Consider the following 19,319-nt stretch of genomic DNA (forward strand, 5'->3'; position numbering starts at 1 on the left):
GTGAAATCATGGACGTGGCAGCGTTTTATAGTCCGGCAATTCTCGCACAGGATCGAAATAGTTAAAGATCAATGCCTCCGCTTCAGGATAGAAATCACAAGGAACAAAAATACTGCGTAGACGTTCATCTTGAGGATGGTAAAAACTCAATTCAGCCGCATGCAGTTCAAGACGATTGGAGAATTTGAAGGCTTCTCCCTGTGAATAGAACTCATCTCCAACAATCGGATGCCCTAACGCTTGCATATGCACACGCAGCTGATGTGAACGCCCTGTAATAGGCAGTAACCTGACAATGGTGGTCTGATCTTCGCGCTTTGCCACCTCAAATAAGGTCTTTGATGGCTTACCCTGCTCAAAACAAACTTTCTGCTTCGGCCGATTTGGCCAATCACAAATCAGTGGAAGATCCACTTCCCCCGCATCCTGCTCTACATGTCCCCACACACGAGCATAGTAGACCTTGTGAGTAAGGCGGAACTGAAACTGCTTTTTTAGTGCTGATTCTGTGGGTTTGTCCTTGGCAAATAACATCAGCCCTGATGTTGACATATCAAGACGGTGGACCGGTTGAATGTCAGGGTAGAGTGCCTTCAATCGACTCCACATGCTGTCATAGTGCTCAGCCGCGCGTCCAGGAACAGATAAAAGGCCAGACGGCTTATTCACCACAAGGATACCTTGATCCTCAAATACTCGCTCAATCCAAGGTTCGGTGGGCGGGTAATAGTCCTGCATGGCCATAAAATATCTCAATACTACTTATAACTCACCCAGTATATCAGACTCAGGGTTGTGACGGAGTTTCCACATCCAAGTCTATTTTAGCGCTTTTTATGTAAATAATATTTAACACTCTGATTACGTATGATATTGGTTTTACCATTGACAAGAAAAACACTAAAACACGACATCAAGGAATACAAATGGAAACGATCTCCACTTCAGAGAGCCACGCTAAATACTCTCTGCCACAACTTGTTCGTTCGCTAGGCCCTGGGATAATGATGGCTGCCGCTGCCGTCGGAGGGTCACATTTAGTTGCTTCGACCAAAGCCGGAGCTATTTACGGTTGGCAACTGGCGGTATTAATTCTGCTGGTCAACTTTTTTAAATACCCATTTTTCCGCGCCAGTATTCAGTACACAATGGGGACAGGGGAAAGTCTAGTCGAAGGCTACTCAAAACTTGGTCGTCCGTATCTATGGTTATTTGTTACGTTAAGTGTCATTTCCGGTATCGTCAATACCGCTGCTTTATTGCTATTCAGTGCTAGCTTACTTGGGTACTTTATCCCCGTGGAACTCTCCACCACAACCTTATGTTTGATTGTTCTAGCGACCTGCTTGACGATTCTGTTTGCTGGCCACTACAAAGCCCTCGACTCCTTATCGAAAATCATTATGGCGGTACTGACCATTGCAACCCTGACTGCGGTCGCTATTGCCGCAGGTAACCCTGTCGAAGCGGCTCCTGCTTTTGAAGCGCCCTCACCTTGGTCCATTGCTGCTATCGGGTTTATCGTCGTCACCATGGGGTGGATGCCAGCTCCGATTGAAATTTCTAGCCTGACATCAATGTGGCTTAAAAGTCAGCAACGCCACCAAAAGGTAACGGCTCGTTCCGCCTTGTTTGATTTTAATGTGGGCTACATAGGTACGGCGATTCTGGCGATTGTTTTCCTTGCGCTGGGTACTTTGGTCTTACATGGCAGCAATATTGAATTATCTCAATCGGGTGTAGGATTTTCGCATCAATTGGTCGGTCTATATGCATCAACCATTGGTGAATGGTCACGTTACCTAATTGCAGCCGTCGCGTTCTTCTGTATTTTTGGCAGTACGATTACCGTCATTGATGGCTACGCTCGAGTGATTTCAGAATCTCAACGCCTACTGCGTAAGCAAAAAGAGATGAGACCTAAAGTGACGCAAGGGTGGATGCTACTGATTTCCGCAGCGGCACTGTCGATCATCGTTTTCTGGGCAGCAGCACTACTGCCTATGCTCGACTTTGCGATGATTCTAGCCTTTATGACAACGCCATTCTTTGCTCTGCTGAACTATATTTTGGTTTCAAAATCGCCGTTACCTGAACCTCTAGCGTTGGGCAATAAGTTAAAGTGGCTTTCTATCACTGGCCTTGTCTACCTGTTTGGTTTCTTGGCAGTATTTGTGTGGTGGAAGTGGCTTATGTAACCCGCCGCTATAAAAAAGGCCTTCAAATGAAGGCCTTTTACTGCAAATTTCATAAAATCAGTTGTGGGACACAACAATCATACGTAGTGAATCTAGCTGGTACTGAGCTTGAGCAATGTAGCCATTGAGCTCTTTAATTTGCTCTTCAATCGCGGCCAGCTCCTCATCACGAATGTTTGGGTTTACCGCTTTTAAAGCTTGTAGTCGTTCCAACTCCGCATTCAAGCTCGCCTGCATTTCCTGCTGCGCCTCTGCACGTACGGCTTCGACTTTTTCGACGATCAACGCTTCACCTGCGGTGATCATTTGATGGACCTGAGCCTGAACTGATGACACCAGTTTGGTCGCCATATGACGACCTACCGGGCTAAGTTGGCGGTTAAAGCTTTCAAATTCTACTTGCTGAGATAAGTCATTACCTTTGCCGTCTATCATAAGGCGAATCGGCGTTGCAGGTAGGAAACGACTGATACCACTACGCTTTGGCGCCTGCGCATCGACTTTATATACCAACTCAAGCAGCATGGTGCCTACTGGCAACGCTTTGTTCTTCAGCAAAGAGACTGCCGTTGCACCAACGCCTTCACTCATCAATAGGTCGATACCACCCTGAATCATCGGGTGCTCCCAACTGATGAAGTTCATGTCTTCACGAGACAAGGCTGTTTCACGATCAAAGGTGATCGTCGCACCTTCATAAGGCAGACCAGGATAACTTGGTACCATCATGTGTTCAGATGGCGTCACCACCAAGGCATTTTCCCCTTTGTCGTCCTGATTAAGACCAATGGTATCAAACAGACTCAACGCAAAGGTCACTAAATTGGTATCGCCATCGGTGGCCGCAATCTTATCGACGATCTGCTGAGCTTTTTCACCACCATTGGAATGCATTTCCAGTAAGCGGTCTCGCCCTTGCTCAAGTTGAGATTTGAGCTCTTTGTTCATCGCAGCCGATTCGCTGATCACATCATCGAGTTCGGTCACGTCACCCGAAGCGAGCATTTCAATCAAACGATCAGAGAACTTGTCATACACCGCGCGACCTGTCGGGCAAGTTTCAGCAAACGCATTTAGACCTTCATCGAACCAACGCGCCAGAATTGCCTGTGACGTTTGCTCCAGATAAGGAACGTGAATATCAATATCACGACTCTGACCAATACGATCCAGACGACCAATACGTTGCTCAAGTAAGTCAGGGTTGAACGGCAAATCGAACATCACCAGTTGGTTTGCAAACTGGAAGTTACGACCTTCTGAGCCAATTTCACTACAGATAAGGACCTGAGCGCCACCCTCTTCCTGCGCAAAGTAAGCGGCCGCTTTATCGCGTTCCAGAATCGACATACCTTCGTGGAACACGGTAGCACGGATACCTTCACGTTCACGCAGTGCCTGCTCCAACTGCAACGCAGTGCTGGCACGAGAAGCAATAACCAAAATCTTGTCACTGCGCTTTTGTTTGATCTTCTCAATCAGCCAATTGACACGTGAGTCAAATTGCCACCAGCTGGCATCATCGCCTTCAAACTCTTGGAAGATTTCTTCTGGGTAAAGATTTTTCAGCGCACGTGCTTCAGGGCTAATTTTGCCACCAATCATGCCCGATACACGCATAGACGTCGTGTACTGCTGAGGGATCGGCATTGGTAACAGATTAACGTTACGTACCGGGAAGCCTTTGATCGCTGCTCGGGTGTTACGGAACAACACACGACCAGTACCATGGCGGTCCATCAGGTTGTCGATCAGTTCCTGACGAGCTGCAGCTTTGGCTTCTTCTTCACTATCGCTTTCAATAATGCGGAACAGAGGCTCAACATCCTGCTCAGACAACAACTCAGTAATCTGATTTTTAGCGTCATTCTCAAGCTGTTGACCAGAGAACAGCGCACTCACCGAATCTGCTACTGGCGCGTATTGCTCTTCTTCTTCAACAAATGCCTGGTAGTCATAGAAGCGGTCTGAATCGAGCAAACGCAAGCGGGCAAAGTGACTCTCACGTCCTAATTGCTCTGGGGTTGCGGTCAGAAGAAGTACCCCTGGTGTGCGCTCAGCTAACCCTTCAATCACCTGATACTCACGGCTTGGCTGCTCTGGGCTCCACTCCAGGTGGTGCGCCTCATCGACAACCAACAGATCCCACTCGCCTTCAAGTGCTTGCTCAAAACGCTTACGGCTCTTGCGTAAGAAATCCAGTGAACACAGTACATATTGCTGGGTATCAAACGGATTATCTGAATCAGCAAACGCCTCAATACAGCGCTCTTCATCAAAAATCGAGAAATGCAGATTGAAGCGGCGCATCATCTCCACTAACCATTGATGCTGCAACGTTTCCGGTACCACAATCAAGATACGCTCCGCTCGGCCCGCCAACACCTGCTGGTGGATGATCATCCCAGCTTCAATGGTTTTGCCTAGACCAACTTCATCGGCTAACAAAACGCGAGGCGCATGGCGACGACCAACTTCATGAGCAATGTATAGCTGGTGAGGAATCAAACCAGCACGCATACCACACAAGCCACGCATCGGGCTTTTGTGCTGCTCGTATTGGTTGATTAGTGCACGGTAACGGAGCACAAAGTTGTCCATGCGATCAATCTGACCGGCGAACAGTTTATCTTGCGGCTTGTTAAATCGAATTTGATTACTGAGCATGATTTCGCGCAGCATCACCTCTTGTTCTCCGCTGTCTTCGCGAGTGCCTATGTAGGCAAACAGACCTTGGTCCTCGACCACTTGCTCAATTTTAAGTGACCAGCCTTGCTGACTGTCAACAACATCGCCAGCATTAAAGGTGACTCGGGTAACCGGTGCATCATTGCGAGCGTACACTCGGTTCTCTTCCGACGCTGCAAACATCAGCGTCACAGTGCGAGCATCCAATGCTACAACCGTCCCTAAACCTAAATCGCTTTCCGTATCGCTGATCCAACGCTGGCCCAAAGCAAATGTCATGAATCGACTACCTCACCTGTTTAATTCAAAAATGGGTCTATTTATCTTAGTTGTTCTTACGTGACTTGAAAGGCAGCTGACGGAGAAACGAATGGCCAGCCGTCACGTCAAAAAGGTCGCTCATATTACTCGAAGCTGTGATATTGGTCACGCACAAACGCCTCAAAAAACAACAAATTTTTCTTCATCTTTTGCATGACATCAAAGTGTAAGAAAAGAGTGGCACATCTAAAAAAGAGAGTTGGGAATCTGACTTATACTCACAGATGAGAATGCAGGCTATCGCGTCAATTTTTCGACTGGCACGAGAGATGCATTATTCGGATGACGATCAACACGGGTTTGTAGCGTATCAGCTAACCGACAGCGATCTCTGAGCGACTTAGCGATAGGCTACAAGCAACCGCAGGTAGGCCATAATCACAAGCGATTGTGAATGGCAAACAAGCCGCATCACGGCAAGGAGACGCTTATGGGTGACACGGATCGGAAACTTTTTGTCCTAGACACCAACATCCTTCTTCATGAACCTTTAGCCATCTATTCCTTTCAAGAACACGACGTGGTCATTCCAATGACCGTCCTCGAAGAGCTCGACCGAATCAAAGACAGTAAGCGCGACGTTGCCCGCGATGCCCGAGTGGCCATCCGCGCAATGGAAGCCATGTTCAAAGACGCCACACCAGATGAAATCTCTGAAGGCATTCCCATCAACCGCGATAAAGAAAACACCGGACATATCTCTATTCTCGCCGATTTTGAGCTGCAAGAAACCATTAAGGCTTTTGCAGACAAGGCTGGCGATAATCGCATTCTTAATGCGGTGCTTTATCTGCAAAACAAACGCGCACCACGTGAAGTGGTTCTGATCACCAAAGATATTAATATGCGCTTGCGTGCCAAAGGCGCTGGCGTTCGCTTCGTTGAAGACTACCGAACGGACCAATTGATTGATGACGTTCAGTACCTAACTAAAGGCTTCCAACAAATCGAAGGCGACTTCTGGAGTAATATCGAAGAAGTCGAGAGTAAGAACCTTGGCGGTCACACCTTCCACACTCTAGACCGAGAACCTTTTGAGCCGACATACATCAATCAATATGTTATTGATGAAGAAAGTGACTTTGCAGGGCGAGTGGAAGAAATAACCCCGGAAAAAGTAACACTCAAAGATCTCAGCCGCGAGCGTATGATGCATCGCCGAGCGTGGGACATCACGCCGAAGAACATCTATCAGGGCATGGCCTTAGATGCCTTACTCGATCCTGATATTGATTTGGTGATTCTCACCGGGGCTGCGGGCAGTGGTAAAACGCTACTTGCTATGGCTTCCGCTTTGGAGCAAACCATTGAACACGGTATGTTCGACAAGATCATCGTCACTCGTAATACACCAGATATCGGCGAATCGATTGGCTTCTTGCCTGGCAGTGAGGAGGAAAAAATGCTGCCTTGGTTAGCGGCGGTAACGGACACACTGGAAGCGCTACATAAGCACGACCACTGTACTGAAGGCTCATTGAAGTACATCTGCGACAAAGCCAATATACAGTTTAAGTCGATAAACTTTATGCGTGGCCGATCAATCCAAAACGCGTTTGTGTTGCTGGATGAGTGTCAGAACCTGACTGCTTCGCAAATCAAAACCATCATTACTCGCTGTGGTGAAGGTACTAAGATAGTCTGCTCGGGTAACCTGGCGCAGATTGACTCCCACTACCTCACCCCTGTTACCTCAGGGTTAACCTACATGGTTGAACGCTTCAAGAACTTCGAAGGCAGCGCTAATGTCCACCTAAATGGCGTCGTGCGCAGCCGTCTGGCCGAGTTTGCAGAAGAGAATTTATAATCACAAAAAGCGGGATATTATTTATATCCCGCCACATTTACAAAATAATTATTCACAAGCATCACATAACTATGTTTAACTAGTCCTATTAAAATAATGAGCAATGAAGGACTGAAGCATGGCTTTCAATCTACGTAACCGAAATTTCCTTAAGCTTCTCGATTTCACCCCAAAAGAGATCCAGTTTTTACTCGATCTATCTGCGGATCTTAAGAAGGCAAAATACGCGGGCACAGAACAGAAAAAGCTCGTTGGCAAAAACATCGCCCTGATCTTTGAAAAAGCCTCGACTCGCACCCGATGCGCGTTTGAAGTAGCAGCCTTCGACCAAGGCGCACAAGTGTCTTACATCGGCCCATCCGGTTCACAGATCGGTCATAAAGAGTCGATGAAGGACACCGCGCGTGTATTAGGCAGAATGTATGACGGCATTGAATATCGAGGGTTCGGCCAAGAGATCGTAGAAGAGCTGGGGCAATACGCTGGTGTCCCCGTGTGGAACGGTTTAACCGACGAGTTTCACCCCACTCAAATACTGGCCGATTTTCTCACCATGCTTGAACACAGCCGCGGTAAACTGCTCCATGAAATCAAGTTTGCTTATTTAGGCGATGCACGCAACAACATGGGCAACTCTCTATTAGTAGGAGCTGCCAAAATGGGCATGGACATTCGTCTCGTCGCCCCTAAAGCTTTCTGGCCAGAAGAAGAACTGGTGGCAAACTGCCAATTGATTGCTCTGCAAACCGGGGCAAAAATCACGCTGACTGAAAGCGTTGATGAAGGCGTTAAAGATTGCGACTTCCTTTATACTGACGTGTGGGTTTCGATGGGTGAAGCTCCAGAAGCTTGGGATGAGCGAGTTGCACAAATGAAGCCTTATCAAGTCAATATGGACACCCTAGATAAAACCGGTAACCCGCAAGTCAAGTTCATGCATTGCTTACCGGCATTTCATAATGATGAAACCACCATAGGCAAGGAAGTAGCAGACAAATACGGTATGAATGGGCTGGAAGTCACCGAGGAAGTGTTCGAATCTGACCACTCGATTGTGTTTGATGAAGCAGAGAACCGCATGCACACGATTAAAGCTGTGATGGTCGCAACACTCGGTTCATAACACCAACAAAAATTGCACCATAAAGCTTCGATGTAATCGCTTGCGTTAACAAATCTTCAGCGTATAATGCTCGGCAATTTGTCTGGAGGTAGTGACCAAATGCCACGTAAAACGTGTTCTACAAAACGATTTACATTAGGTAAGCCAAAACGCTTACTGGCTGGTCTTTTTACTATTTCTACCGATTTTTAAAGCCTCCCAATTGGGAGGCTTTTTTATTGCCTAAATTGCAGATGGGACGATGATTATGACGAACACGCTTTATAACAAGCACATTATCTCAATTCCTGAGCTTTCTCGTGAAGAGCTGGAACTGATTGTCAAAACCGCAGGTCAACTCAAAGCAGAGCCTAATCCGGAGCTGATCAAGAATAAAGTGATCGCCAGCTGCTTCTTTGAGCCTTCTACCCGTACTCGTCTGTCTTTTGAAACCGCTATCCAGCGTGTCGGTGGCAGCGTAATCGGTTTTGATAATGGTGGTAACACATCGCTCGCCAAGAAAGGAGAAACCTTATCGGACTCGGTTCAGGTTATCTCTTCTTATGTCGATGCATTTGTTATGCGTCATCCACAGGAAGGCGCTGCACGATTAGCTTCTGAATTCTCCAATGGTGTACCTGTCATCAACGCGGGTGACGGAGCGAACCAACACCCAACCCAAACTCTGCTCGACCTGTTCTCTATTGCCGAAACACAAGGCCGTCTTGATAACCTCAATGTTGCCTTTGTTGGTGACCTGAAATACGGCCGTACCGTTCACTCTCTAACGCAGGCTCTGGCGAAGTTTAACAATGTTCGCTTCTACTTCATCGCTCCAGAGGCACTGGCGATGCCAGATTACATTTGCGAAGAACTGGATGAAGCTGGCATTGAATACAGCATGCACACAGATATGGAAACCGTCATCCCTGAGCTGGACGTGCTGTATATGACTCGAGTTCAGAAAGAGCGCTTTGATGAGTCGGAATACGCGCACATCAAATCCGCCTACATCCTCACTGCAGCCCTGCTGGAAGGTGCACGCGACAACCTAAAAGTGCTACACCCGCTGCCTCGCGTGGATGAAATCACTGTTGACGTCGATAAAACGCCACACGCCTATTACTTTGAACAGGCTGAAAATGGCGTCTATGCGCGTGAAGCCCTACTTGCCCTTGTTTTAAACCAATCACTGTAATCGGGAGAATCATCATGGCTAAAGAAACTCAATTGCAGGTTGAAGCAATCAAAAACGGAACCGTTATTGACCACATCCCAGCTCAGATTGGTATTAAAGTTCTCAAACTCTTTTCAATGGATAAGTCAGAACAGCGCGTGACTGTTGGCCTCAATTTGCCGTCTTCAGCACTCGGCCACAAAGACCTGCTTAAGATTGAAAATATTTTTATCAGTGAAGAGCAAGCAAGCAAGCTTGCCTTGTACGCACCGCATGCCACAGTTAACCAAATTGAAAACTACGAGGTTGTGAAAAAACTGGCACTGGATTTACCAGAACAGATCAACAACGTCTTTGAATGCCCAAACAGTAACTGCATTACTCACGATGAGCCTGTAGAAACCAGCTTTAAAGTGTTCGAGAAAAAAGATAACGTGCGATTAAAATGTAAGTATTGTGAGAAGGTCTTCTCACGAGAAATCGTCACTGAACGTTAATTGTCGATTAATCATAAATAATCCCTGCTCTCTGATAGCAGGGATTTTTTCTTTACGCTGCTTTGCTTTCACGGCACACTGAGTTTCCTTAATTACGTAACCCACAACAGATGGAACATAATAATGACTAAAGTACTTCATACAGAATCCGCTCCTGCTGCTATTGGCCCATATGTACAAGGTGTAGACCTAGGTAACATGGTACTGACTTCAGGTCAGATCCCAGTAAACCCTGCAACAGGTGAAGTGTCGGCAAATATCGCAGAGCAAGCTCGTCAGTCTCTGGATAACGTAAAAGCGGTGGTTGAAGCATCTGGCTTGTCTGTTACTGACATCGTTAAAATGACAGTTTTCGTAAAAGACCTTAATGACTTCGGCACAGTTAACGAAGTGTACGGTAAATTCTTCGATGAGCATAACGTAGCAAACTACCCTGCACGTTCATGTGTGGAAGTGGCTCGTCTACCTAAAGATGTGGGTATCGAGATTGAAGCGATTGCTGTCCGTAAATAATCGACCAGTGACAAAAGGAAGCGAGCACATAGCTCGCTTTTTTGATCATGGTAAATAAGTGGCCTTTATGACAACCGATGTATCATTGTGGATTACCCGTTAGTTCACTAATATCAGCCGCAAACTGTTGATGGGATTCACGCTCTTCAATAAGCACGGCATTGGTCTTGGCATCAATAACCAAGATTACCCCAACACCTTGCTTACACTCCACCAACATACCTTTTTCGATTTCAGTAATGTCCATAATCGTCTCCTTAACCTCATCATAGGTTTACCCTATCTAAGGGAAAAAGGATCAAAAAAGCCGACTCAACGTCGGCTTTATTTACACTACTCATGTAGGATTTACTTAACGAAATCAACACCCGTTTGAATGTCACCGTTCAGTGTTTCTAACATGCCATCAAGCGCTGATTTTTCGAATGCGCTTAGCTCACCGTAGCTTAAGATTTCTTCAACGCCATCTTTGCCTAGTTTCACTGGCTGCGCGAAGAACGGTGCATGCTCGCCATCACCTTCGACATAAGCGTATTCCACCACATCTTCACCTTGAAGTGCTTTCACTAGAGCAAGGCCGAATCGACATGCAGCTTGGCCCATAGATAGAGTCGCACTACCACCACCCGCTTTTGCTTCTACCACTTCAGTACCCGCATTCTGGATACGCTTGGTCAGTGCTTCGACTTCTTCAGACGTAAACTCAACACCTTCCACTTGAGAAAGAAGAGGAAGAATCGTCACACCAGAGTGACCACCGATAACCGGTACACGCACTTCGCCTGGATCTTTATCTTTTAAATCCGCAACGAACGTTTCAGAACGAATCACATCCAAGGTGGTAACACCAAATAGACGACGCTTATCGTAAACACCCGCTTTCTTAAGAACTTCTGCCGCAATTGGCACGGTTGTGTTGACTGGGTTAGTGATAATACCAATCATCGCTTTAGGGCAAACGTGAGCGATTTTCTCAGCAAGAGACTTAACGATACCAGCGTTGACGTTAAATAGGTCCGCACGATCCATACCAGGCTTACGTGCAACACCCGCTGAAATAAGAACAACATCCGCACCTTCAAGTGCTGGCGTTGGATCTTCGCCCGCATAACCTTTGATTGATACAGGCGTTGGGATGTGGCTTAGATCAGCAGCAACACCCGGAGTAACCGGAGCGATGTCGTAAAGTGCTAAATCTGAACCAGCAGGAAGACGGTTTTTTAGTAAAAGGGCTAGGGCTTGACCGATGCCTCCAGCGGCACCAATAACGGCTACTTTCATCGTAGTTCTCCTTGAGATGAATCTCTTTATAAGTCTTGGGGTGATTTGAAATCAACGCTGTCCAAAGCTATAGCAATCACATACTGATTACAATCAATTAACGTCAGCTTTGCGACCTTGCGCAACTCAGTAACAACGTGCTACACACAAGTGTTTATTATCCTTACATTTACCTTTAATGACAAAGAGTTAAGTAACTTTAAAATGCCACCTTACACATCCATTTACAGTGACACGATAGACAGAATTTGGTATAGCATTGGCACTATGTGCATAGCTATGCGAGAATATTCACTTGATTTTTATAAAAACAACGGTTGAAAGAGAACCATGCGTCATTCAGAAAAACAAGATAACCTCGTCCGTGCTTTTAAAGCGCTACTCAAAGAGGAACGTTTTGGCTCCCAAGGGGATATTGTTGAGGCTCTGAAAAATGAAGGCTTCGAAAACATCAACCAGTCCAAAGTTTCCCGCATGCTGACCAAGTTTGGCGCAGTACGTACCCGTAATGCCAAAATGGAAATGGTTTACTGTTTACCGGCAGAGTTAGGAGTGCCCACTGTATCAAGCTCACTGCGTGAACTAGTGCTGGATATCGATCATAACAATGCCTTAGTGGTTATTCATACTGGGCCGGGGGCTGCACAATTGATCGCGCGCTTACTGGACTCCCTAGGAAAATCAGAAGGCATATTAGGTGTCGTAGCAGGAGATGACACTATCTTTATCACTCCAACTCTCAGTATGACCACAGAACAGCTGTTCAATTCGGTTTGCGAACTGTTTGAATATACTGGATAAGTTTCAGATATATGCCTATTTTATGAGTCACTCGAGAGTATTTTTCCTGTGACTCAAATCACATCTTGAATAAATCTCCTTACCTAAACACACACTAAGCTAAATCCTTGATTAGCAAATGGTTTAACCTGCTAACTTAGGTTAAATTTTCGCTCAAAAACCAGCCAAATCCGCTACATTCTTTAACAATCGTGTAATTATGTGCCAATTTTTTGGTATTATTCAGCCACTTTTTCAACATATGGATTGAAAAAGATGCCGTTTCCATAAGAGGAAACTCCCATAGCGACTACACTTGCTATGGGGTTAATAATGAATAAAGGAAGGGAAATTCATGGCATTGAACAAACTGATTAAAGTTGGTGCTATTGCAGCTGCTGTAATGGGTGCTGGTGCGGTTAACGCTCAAGAGTTCATCACGATTGGTACTGGGTCTGTAACAGGTGTTTACTACCCAACTGGTGGTGCAATTTGTAAGCTGGTTAACAAAGGCCGTAAAGACCACAACATTCGTTGTTCAGTAGAGTCGACTGGTGGTTCAATCTACAACGTCAACACTATCCGTGCTGGCGAACTGGATTTCGGCATCGTTCAGTCTGACTGGCAGTACCACGGCTACAATGGTACAAGTAAGTTTGCTGAACAAGGCCCGTACAAAGAACTGCGAGCAATGTTCTCTCTACACACTGAACCATTCAACATCATCGCTCGAGCTGACTCTGGTATCGAAAATGTCTCTGACCTAAAAGGTAAGCGCGTTAACATCGGTAACCCGGGTTCAGGTGACCGTGCAACTATGGGTGTTGTCATGGAAGCAATGGGCTGGACTAACGACAGCTTTAAACTGGCTTCTGAACTGAAAGGTTCTGAGCGTTCTCAAGCTCTATGTGACAACAAAATCGACGCGTTCGTCTATGTGGTAGGCCATCCAAACGGTTCAATCAAAGAAGCCACAACATCTTGTGATGCGAAGTTAGTTTCAGCGACAGGTCCTAAGATTGACAAGATTGTTGGTGACAACCCTTACTACGCATTCAGCACAGTACCTGCTGGTATGTACCGCGGTACAGATAAAGACGTAAATAGCTTCGGTGTTGCTGCTACTATGGTAACCACAACAAACGTTTCTGATGAAGTTGCTTACAATGTGGCGAAATCTGTATTTGAAAACTTCGATACCTTCAAGCGTCTGCATCCTGCTTTTGCAAACCTTAAGAAAGAAGACATGGTGAAAGCCGGTCTTTCTATCCCTCTACATCCAGGTGCAGAGAAATACTACAAAGAAATAGGTCTACTTAAGTAACCTCTCTTTATTCACCAAGGAGGCTCTCCCTCCTTGGTACATTAAGCTCTAAGGTATTGAGCCAAATCATAATTATTTTGGAGTTTCACATTTTTGAAACTCCTCTTTGTTTCTATATATCAAAAACTTACAACTGAGCAATATTTCATCTTTTCACTAAACTGAAAGATGCAAAGTCAGGTTCTGACAATCATAAAAGACAAGGCCATTTATAATAAGGATTAAGTACATGTCGAAGACAACATCTCCGTCTCAAGATGTGCAAGAAATGGTAGCTCAAGCCGATACCGGTGCCCGTGCTCCACTGGGGATCCCAGGACGTATCTTATGGTTTGTGCCGCTATGTTGGTCACTGTTCCAACTTTGGTACGCATCCCCTCTGCCGTTCATTTTTGACTTTGGCGTACTCAACGATACGGAAGCACGCTCAATACATTTGATGTTTGCCGTGTTCTTGGCGTTTACAGCCTACCCCGCTCTCAAGAGCTCTCCTCGTGATAAAATTCCCGCTTTGGACTGGTTATTAGCCTTAGCAGGTAGCTTCTCCGCTGCGTATATCTATATCTTCTACACTGAGCTGGCTGGTCGTTCCGGCGCTCCCACAACATTAGATATTGTTGTTGCTGTGACTGGTATGGTATTACTCCTCGAAGCAACTCGTCGTGCACTAGGTCCACCATTGATGGTCGTAGCAGCCGTATTCTTACTGTATACGTTTGGCGGCCCATACATGCCAGACGTGATTGCTCACAAAGGGGCCAGCCTGAACAAAGCGATGTCTCACCTGTGGTTAACGACCGAAGGTGTGTTTGGTGTTGCTCTGGGAGTATCAACCTCATTCGTTTTCCTATTTGTACTCTTTGGCGCAATGTTAGAACGTGCAGGTGCTGGCGCTTATTTCATTAAAGTCGCTTTCTCTTTACTCGGTCATATGAAAGGCGGTCCAGCAAAAGCAGCAGTTGTCGCTTCAGGCCTTTCAGGCTTAGTTTCTGGCTCTTCTATTGCCAACGTCGTAACGACGGGGACTTTTACTATCCCATTGATGAAGCGTGTTGGCTTCCCAGGAACGAAAGCCGGTGCGGTAGAAGTCGCCGCTTCAACCAATGGTCAGCTAACACCACCAATCATGGGTGCTGCGGCGTTCCTTATGGTCGAGTACGTTGGAATCTCTTACGTCGAAGTCATCAAAGCGGCGATCCTTCCTGCTCTGATTTCTTACATCGCACTGATTTACATCGTTCACCTAGAAGCCTGTAAAGCAGGCATGACTGGTCTTCCGCGTCGTCACAATCCTACACTAATCGCAAGCTTGCTATCATTCACTGGCACCATTCTCGGCTTGTGTGTCATTAGTGCCGCGGTGTACTACGGTATTGGTTGGACGAAAGACGTCTTCGGTGATGCCGCCACCCCTATCGTCACCGTGGCATTGCTGCTCTCTTACATCGGTCTGGTCAGCGTCTCGGCTAGATACGCCAAAGAAGGCGCCATTGAGATTGATGCTGAGCTCACTGAAGTACCAGATCCGGGTCCAACGATAAAATCTGGCTTGCACTACCTACTTCCAATCGTGGTACTTGTGTGGTGTCTGACAGTTGAACGTTTCTCTCCAGGTCTATCAGCCTTTTGGGCAACGGTATTCATGATCTTTATCCTGATTACTCAACGTCCTCTCATGGCCGTACTGTCTAAGCAAGGTGCTATTGCCGAACAGACCAAAGAAGGCTTTATCGACTTGCTTGAGAGTTTAGTGTCTGGTGCTCGTAACATGATTGGTATCGGTGTTGCTACCGCTGCAGCGGGCACAGTTGTCGGGGTAGTCACTCTGACAGGTATCGGTCTCGTGATGACGGATTTCGTTGAATTCATTTCCGGCGGTAACATTATCCTGATGCTTCTGTTTACCGCAGTGATCAGTCTGATCCTCGGTATGGGCCTACCGACGACCGCAAACTACATCGTGGTATCGACCTTGATGGCACCAGTTATTGTTACCCTTGGTGCACAAAGCGGTTTGATCATCCCACTGATTGCCGTTCACTTGTTTGTGTTCTATTTCGGCATCCTTGCGGATGATACACCTCCAGTTGGTTTGGCTGCCTTCGCAGCGGCGGCTATCGCGAAATCAGATCCCATTCGCACGGGTATTCAAGGCTTCACCTACGATATTCGTACTGCAATCTTGCCATTTATGTTCATCTTCAACACTCAACTTCTTTTGATGGGTATTGATAGTTGGTGGCATTTGTTGCTCACGATCATATCTTCCGTCATCGCAATGCTGATATTCTCTGCTGCGACGCAAGGCTGGTGGTTTACTAAGAACAAGTGGTGGGAAACCGTCCTACTCTTGGTTCTGACCTTTACTTTCTTCCGCCCTGGCTTCTGGTGGGATCAAATTTATCCAGCCAAAGTACTTCACCCAGGTACAGAGATCGCGCAAATCACTGAACAGCTGCCTGTTGGTCAGGACATTGAGCTTCTCGTTGCCGGTGAAAATCTTGAAGGTGATTTCATCTCGAAAACAGTTCGTCTGCCATTCGATGACAGTGCGAAATCAGCGGAGGATCGTATTGCGTCGATGGGGCTAATGCTCAATAACGCCAACGGCCGTATGTTAGTCGACATGGTCGAATTTGGCAGCCCTGCAGAAGCTGCTGGTGTTGATTTCGACTGGGAAATTCGCTCTGTTGTCGTTGACGCCGATCGACCAATGAAAGAGTGGGTTTTCGTACCAGCACTGCTACTCCTTATTGGCTTGGGCATGAACCAGCAGAGACGAGCTCGAAAGGAACAATTGAGCGCGTAACTTAGTCAGCCTCACTCCACTGAGGGAAGTGGGGCTACACTTATACCAAACACATTAGTGGATTTGGTATCTACTAAGGATGCAATGACTTGGCCTCGTTGGAGGCTAAGCTTAAAAAGAGAGCTATCGATGTATAAGCAAATTCTTGTTCCTGTCGATCTGAACGACAAAGGTTTTTCTGATAAAGCACTTGAACTGGCTGTCTGGCATGCCAAGTACTCCAAGGCTCAAGTTCATCTTCTGAACGTATTACCAGGCATTCACATGTCTATGGTTGCGACCTATTTTCCAAAGGATGCCGCAACAAAAATGAAAAATGACGTTGAAAACCAGCTGAAACAGTTCGCAGTCCAGCATATTCCAGAAGAAGTCGTTTATAAAACACATGTAGCTGAAGGCAAAGCGTACGCCACGATTCTCGACTACGCGGAAAAGCTCGGTGCAGACCTGATTGTGATGCCAAGCCATAAGCGTTCTAAACTGGATAAGGTAGTATTAGGTTCCGTCGCCAGTAAAGTGGTTCAGAACTCCCCTATCAATATTTTGGTGGTCAAACCGCACGGCTAAGTTAACTGAATAAAGACAAAAGGCGCTCAATTGAGCGCCTTTTTTAATAGTTATTAACGATTGATATTATAGTTTCAATCGAGTTCCTTTAATGAAAATAATTATCAATAATGATCCTATCAACACCAAAGACTGGATGACATCATGAAAAAGACACTCACTTTTGCCGCTCTTCATTTCACTATCGCGTTCACTGTCGCATATCTATTGACGGGGGATATCTTGATCGGCAGTTTAATTGCCATGATCGAGCCTATGGTGAATACTGTTGCGTTTTATTTTCATGAACAAGTCTGGCACACCTCACCTCGCTTAAAAAAACATCAGAGTGCTACCACACTGAAGACCACCAGCTTTGCTGTTGTACACTTCAGCGTTGCCTTCAGTGTGGCTTATCTTTTAACAGGGAGCTGGTTAGTCGGAGGAGTCATGGCAACGATAGAACCAAGTATTAATACGCTTGCCTATTACTTCCATGAGCGAGTCTGGCAGCACAGACAAACTTCTCTGTTTTCACAGCACATAGCCCGCGCTTGAAAGACTAAATTGGAAAATGCGTCACGCAGAGGTCTTCACTCAGGCCAATATTAAATTTTTGACATTGGCCATCGAGCATCACTTCCAATTGATAAAGCTCTTCGGGATCAGGTTGGCTTGCGTTGAAATAAATCGGAGCTTCTACCTGAAATAAGGCGCTGACATGATCATTTCTCACATCAATGGGGATATGATACGTCATACCATTAAATTTCACGGATGCAGAAACCAACCCAGACGCATAAGTTTTGTAGTGCAGATCTACCATAAATTCACAGCCTCCCCCATGGTGCCATATCTGCTCAGTCACAACATGCTCGAGCCGTACATGGCGAATAAACTGTAAATAAGGCTCTTTCCAAATCCCCATTCGAGAGTCAAACTTCTGGTAGGTTTGTGCCCCTAAGGGGCAAAGTTCTAAACTGTCTTCCTCAAATAACAGCCCCTCTTCCTCTTCGAGAAATAATATCTCAAACCGATTCCGACCAAGCTGCATATAAGGTCGAATATCTTTCTTATATTCTGCTTGCGAGCCATCACAATCAAACAGCGCGACACCATTGAGTCGAACTTCAGCATGGTAATCTACGCCACCGAGCACCAAGTCAACGGCAGGGAACGCCAGCATCGCCTCATCAACTTCAATATCATGCATCAAGTGCCACTCCTGCTCTGCAATGGCAGCTTCCGAAAGAAGGTCTGGGAGTTTAGCGCTTAATGGAGCGGGAAAAGTGATGTCATCCTGAGGAATCGAGAAATTTGTTAACGGCGAAATTTGCCATAAACCTGCGAGTGATAGCTGCATGTTTCCCTTATAAATTGAGCTAGATCAAGTTTGGGTGATTATAAAGAATCAATATAGTGAAAGATACCTAAGTACTCTCGAATTTAGGTACAAAAAAACCAGCCTCACGCTGGTTTTTTCTTATGACGAGAGATTACTCGTCATCTCCGTCTTCTTCAGGGTATAAGGCATCTTCACCTTCATAGTAAGTGCCCCACCCGTCATAGATGATGTCGTATTTCTCAGCAAGGTGAATCAGCTTCTCTACTTGAGCATCAATCGCCTCAGCATCAAGTGCCGATTCCATCGTTGCGTCGCAGCACAACAATTTATTACCGTCTTCATCTTCTGTTTCTTCAGCTTCTAATACTTCAAAGCCCATCTTGAATGCCTCTACCACGGCTTTTTCCAGTGTATCGAAGTCTTCAGCAAACAGGTGGTGCTCAATTTCATACAATGCATCTGGATCACTACCATCTTCACGCAAGGCTTGAATGATATCGCGAGTCTCTTCCTTTTGAATCTCAATTAATTCTTCAACAGATAGATATTCGTCTTCATGAGACATAAGTCAGCTCCAGATAGTGACAACATTGATCGTAATTTACCGCAACGGAATATCGCATGGATCCAGTGAAATTACTAGCCGCAATCCATGAAGATCCTCACCTTAAGTGGTAAACAGATTAAAGATCGCAAATGATCAAGTTCACAAGATGGAAAAGTTAACATTTTTTTATCATCGGAGAGATTCAGAATTATCTGCCGCGCTGACTGCCTAGCGACAACCTGAAAGATTGAGTTTTTATTTTTCATCTCTGCATATCTTCAGAATGGCAGTAACTGCATAGAAATATATCTTCAAACCAAGTTATATCGTAGTTGTGAATAGCTATGCTGAATTGTGTTTTTTTCTCTCAAGTTCATCAATGTC

General features: G+C 45.9%; 17 protein-coding genes. 11 read left to right on the top strand and 6 right to left on the bottom strand.

The window, feature by feature from the left end; translation table 11 throughout:
• Nucleotides 1–6: 6 nt before the first annotated feature.
• Nucleotides 7–744 (bottom strand): pseudouridine synthase, encoded by a 738-nt coding sequence (locus tag CTT30_RS13590; protein ID WP_252035416.1) that lies wholly within the window; start codon nt 742–744, stop codon nt 7–9.
• 182 nt (nt 745–926) lie between these two features.
• Here CTT30_RS13590 and CTT30_RS13595 point away from each other — a divergent pair, with 182 nt between their 5' ends.
• Nucleotides 927–2,198 (top strand): NRAMP family divalent metal transporter, encoded by a 1,272-nt coding sequence (locus tag CTT30_RS13595; protein WP_252035417.1) that lies wholly within the window; start codon nt 927–929, stop codon nt 2,196–2,198.
• Nucleotides 2,199–2,255: 57 nt separating this feature from the next.
• On the opposite strand, the gene rapA is transcribed toward CTT30_RS13595, so the two are convergent.
• Nucleotides 2,256–5,165 carry an RNA polymerase-associated protein RapA gene (rapA, locus tag CTT30_RS13600; RefSeq protein WP_252035418.1) on the bottom strand — a complete coding sequence of 970 codons (2,910 nt, stop codon included), beginning with the start codon at nt 5,163–5,165 and terminating at the stop codon, nt 2,256–2,258.
• Nucleotides 5,166–5,637: 472 nt separating this feature from the next.
• Between rapA and CTT30_RS13605 the strand changes: the two genes are divergently transcribed.
• The 5 genes from CTT30_RS13605 to CTT30_RS13625 all read left to right on the top strand — a co-directional run bounded on the left by CTT30_RS13605 (nt 5,638) and on the right by CTT30_RS13625 (nt 10,303).
• Nucleotides 5,638–7,014, top strand: coding sequence for a PhoH family protein (locus CTT30_RS13605; RefSeq protein WP_239838886.1), 1,377 nt, complete (start codon nt 5,638–5,640; stop codon nt 7,012–7,014).
• Between the two features lie 118 nt (nt 7,015–7,132).
• Nucleotides 7,133–8,137, top strand: a complete 1,005-nt coding sequence (locus CTT30_RS13610) for an ornithine carbamoyltransferase (protein ID WP_064488732.1) — start codon at nt 7,133–7,135, stop codon at nt 8,135–8,137.
• Nucleotides 8,138–8,384: 247 nt separating this feature from the next.
• Nucleotides 8,385–9,314, top strand: coding sequence for an aspartate carbamoyltransferase (gene pyrB / locus CTT30_RS13615; RefSeq protein ID WP_029236336.1), 930 nt, complete (start codon nt 8,385–8,387; stop codon nt 9,312–9,314).
• Between the two features lie 14 nt (nt 9,315–9,328).
• Nucleotides 9,329–9,790 (top strand): aspartate carbamoyltransferase regulatory subunit, encoded by a 462-nt coding sequence (pyrI, locus tag CTT30_RS13620; RefSeq protein WP_239838883.1) that lies wholly within the window; start codon nt 9,329–9,331, stop codon nt 9,788–9,790.
• Nucleotides 9,791–9,913: 123 nt separating this feature from the next.
• Nucleotides 9,914–10,303: a RidA family protein gene (locus CTT30_RS13625; RefSeq protein ID WP_252035419.1), complete on the top strand. Its 390-nt coding sequence runs from the start codon at nt 9,914–9,916 to the stop codon at nt 10,301–10,303.
• Nucleotides 10,304–10,385: 82 nt separating this feature from the next.
• On the opposite strand, the gene CTT30_RS13630 is transcribed toward CTT30_RS13625, so the two are convergent.
• The gene (locus CTT30_RS13630; protein WP_239838882.1) at nt 10,386–10,550 is read right to left on the bottom strand and encodes a hypothetical protein; all 165 of its coding nucleotides are present in this window, start codon (nt 10,548–10,550) and stop codon (nt 10,386–10,388) included.
• A gap of 101 nt (nt 10,551–10,651) precedes the next feature.
• The gene (mdh, locus tag CTT30_RS13635) at nt 10,652–11,584 is read right to left on the bottom strand and encodes a malate dehydrogenase (protein ID WP_239871031.1); all 933 of its coding nucleotides are present in this window, start codon (nt 11,582–11,584) and stop codon (nt 10,652–10,654) included.
• Nucleotides 11,585–11,914: 330 nt separating this feature from the next.
• On the opposite strand from mdh, the gene argR reads away from it, so the two are divergent.
• The 5 genes from argR (at nt 11,915) to CTT30_RS13660 (ending at nt 17,601) form a co-directional block, all read left to right on the top strand.
• On the top strand, nt 11,915–12,385 hold the full coding sequence (gene argR, locus CTT30_RS13640) for a transcriptional regulator ArgR (RefSeq protein WP_239838880.1): 471 nt from the start codon (nt 11,915–11,917) through the stop codon (nt 12,383–12,385).
• Nucleotides 12,386–12,719: 334 nt separating this feature from the next.
• Nucleotides 12,720–13,688 (top strand): TAXI family TRAP transporter solute-binding subunit, encoded by a 969-nt coding sequence (locus tag CTT30_RS13645; RefSeq protein ID WP_239838879.1) that lies wholly within the window; start codon nt 12,720–12,722, stop codon nt 13,686–13,688.
• A gap of 229 nt (nt 13,689–13,917) precedes the next feature.
• A complete protein-coding gene (locus CTT30_RS13650) occupies nt 13,918–16,497 on the top strand; it encodes a TRAP transporter permease (protein WP_252035420.1) in 2,580 nt (859 codons plus the stop codon).
• Between the two features lie 129 nt (nt 16,498–16,626).
• A complete protein-coding gene (locus tag CTT30_RS13655) occupies nt 16,627–17,064 on the top strand; it encodes a universal stress protein (RefSeq protein WP_252035421.1) in 438 nt (145 codons plus the stop codon).
• Between the two features lie 144 nt (nt 17,065–17,208).
• The gene (locus CTT30_RS13660; RefSeq protein WP_252035422.1) at nt 17,209–17,601 is read left to right on the top strand and encodes a DUF2061 domain-containing protein; all 393 of its coding nucleotides are present in this window, start codon (nt 17,209–17,211) and stop codon (nt 17,599–17,601) included.
• A gap of 4 nt (nt 17,602–17,605) precedes the next feature.
• Here the strand turns inward: CTT30_RS13660 and CTT30_RS13665 are convergent, their stop codons facing one another.
• Nucleotides 17,606–18,406, bottom strand: coding sequence for a glycosyl hydrolase 2 galactose-binding domain-containing protein (locus tag CTT30_RS13665; RefSeq protein WP_252035423.1), 801 nt, complete (start codon nt 18,404–18,406; stop codon nt 17,606–17,608).
• Nucleotides 18,407–18,539: 133 nt separating this feature from the next.
• Nucleotides 18,540–18,953 (bottom strand): ribonuclease E inhibitor RraB, encoded by a 414-nt coding sequence (gene rraB / locus CTT30_RS13670; protein ID WP_239838874.1) that lies wholly within the window; start codon nt 18,951–18,953, stop codon nt 18,540–18,542.
• Nucleotides 18,954–19,319: the final 366 nt, after the last annotated feature.

Origin of the sequence: Vibrio coralliilyticus, from assembly GCF_024449095.1 — a bacterium.
GTDB lineage: Bacteria > Pseudomonadota > Gammaproteobacteria > Enterobacterales > Vibrionaceae > Vibrio > Vibrio coralliilyticus_A.